This is a genomic window from Nocardia sp. NPDC060220, from assembly GCF_042727815.1.
Taxonomy (GTDB): Bacteria; Actinomycetota; Actinomycetes; order Mycobacteriales; family Mycobacteriaceae; genus Nocardia.
Map to the genome: position 1 here is coordinate 1 of NZ_JBHWZY010001195.1, position 1,633 is coordinate 1,633.

Below are 1,633 nucleotides of genomic sequence, written 5' to 3' on the forward strand. Positions count from 1 at the left end.
GCCGTAGGCCTGCCCGCCCGCGTCGACGATCTCGGCGACCACCGCGGCCAGTTCGTCGGCGCGGCGCGCGAGCAGGAACACCACACCGCCCTTGTCGGCGACCGAGAGTGCGGCGGCCCGTCCGATCCCGGACGACGCACCGGTGATCACGACATGCCTGCCGGTGAGATCGCGCCGCTTGCGGCCCCGTTCACCTGGAGAAACCTGAGACATCACTGCTCCTTTGCAGCTCGTTGCCTCGAACTTACTCCAAAGTAAGTTCGAGGGCCAGGGTCACCGGAAAACTCGAAAATATGTTCGAGTGGCTCTCGCTAATGTTCGAACGTATGTGCGATACTGATGCACATGGCGGACGATCGGATGGCGGACATCTATGCCGCGGTACGGCTCGGCGGTGGCGACCCTGATGCGGCGCGCGCGGCGCTGACCAGGCTGTGGAGTGAGATAGGGGAAGGCGGCGACCCATTGCATCGCTGCGTGGTGGCACATCATCTGGCGGATGTGCAGGAGTTGCCGGAGGGTGCCTTGTTGTGGGACCAGCGGGCGCTGGCCGCGGTGTTCGGGCCGGGCATCCCGCTCGATGAGGGGCTGCGCGGGTTCCTGCCCTCGCTGTATCTGAACCTGGCCGACAGTCATCGCCGCGTCGGTGACTTCGAGATGGCGCGGATGCAATTGGCCATCGCGCGCGGGCACCTGGATGTGCTCGCCAACGATGCCTACGGCGCGGTGATCCGCACCGGTCTGAGCCATGTGGAGGCGGCGCTGGAATCGCGGTCGATGGAGCGCTTGCCCGCGAATTGAGTAGTCCGCCAAGGGGAAAGGGTGCGGTGATGCGGGGGTCGTGAGAGGAGCGGGTGCATGGGCTGGAGCAACGGTCCGCCGACCTGGTCGGAGCTGGAGCGGGTGCTCTCGGGCAAGCCGAGCGGCAGGCCTACGCAAGACTTGCACCCGGGCGACGGCGGCGACAGTCCGGCCTGGTCACGCAAACGCGGCGAGTACCACGCCGCCGAGCTCGACCGGCCGACCGGCCCGACGGTGCCCTACGCGGAGCTGCACACCCACTCCGCCTACAGCTTCCTCGACGGGGCGAGTCAGCCGGAGGAGCTGGTGGAGGAGGCGGTGCGGCTCGGTCTGGAAGCGCTCGCGCTCACCGACCACAACGGGTTCTACGGGACCGTCCGGTTCGCCGAGGCAGCCAGGGAATGGGGAATGCCAACGGTTTTCGGTGCCGAACTGTCACTGGGAACCGATGCGGAGGCGGCGCCGGGCCGAGGGGATGCGGTCCGGCGCCGGTCTGTCCCTAGGGGCGGGGTGCGTTTCATGCCGGGTCGAACGCAGGCGCGCGAAGCAGATACTGATGGGCCGAGCGGGGACACGGCTGACGGCGGTCTGCGCGATGCTGGCGGTTCGGCCGAGCCGCGAAACGGGCACGCGAACGCGCCGGACTCAGTGCCGCGCACTGGATCTCCCGACCCTGACGGTCCGCATCTGCTGGTCCTCGCCAGGGGCCAGGAGGGTTATCGGCGGCTGTCGCGAGAGATGGCGGCGGCGCATATGGCCGCGGGGGAGAAGGGTGTTCTGCGATACGACCTGGACGCCCTCACCGCGGCGGCGGGCGGGCACTGGCATATCC

General features: G+C 68.4%; 2 protein-coding genes and 1 pseudogene. 2 read left to right on the forward strand and 1 reads right to left on the reverse strand.

Annotated features, from left to right (window positions below):
* Positions 1 to 171, reverse strand: a pseudogene (locus tag ACFWF3_RS35180) (SDR family NAD(P)-dependent oxidoreductase); the annotation flags it as partial.
* 174 nt (positions 172 to 345) lie between these two features.
* On the opposite strand from ACFWF3_RS35180, the gene ACFWF3_RS35185 reads away from it, so the two are divergent.
* Both ACFWF3_RS35185 and ACFWF3_RS35190 read left to right on the forward strand, forming a co-directional pair.
* On the forward strand, positions 346 to 801 hold the full coding sequence (locus ACFWF3_RS35185) for a hypothetical protein (protein ID WP_378635369.1): 456 nt from the start codon (positions 346 to 348) through the stop codon (positions 799 to 801).
* 57 nt (positions 802 to 858) lie between these two features.
* Positions 859 to 1,633, forward strand: a 775-nt coding sequence (locus ACFWF3_RS35190) for a PHP domain-containing protein (protein WP_379318440.1), incomplete at its 3' end; no start/stop codon positions are given.

Excerpts from the sequence above, each read along its gene's own strand:
- ACFWF3_RS35185 (WP_378635369.1), top strand. The coding sequence starts at position 346 with ATGGCGGACGATCGGATGGCGGACATCTATGCCGCGGTACGGCTCGGC.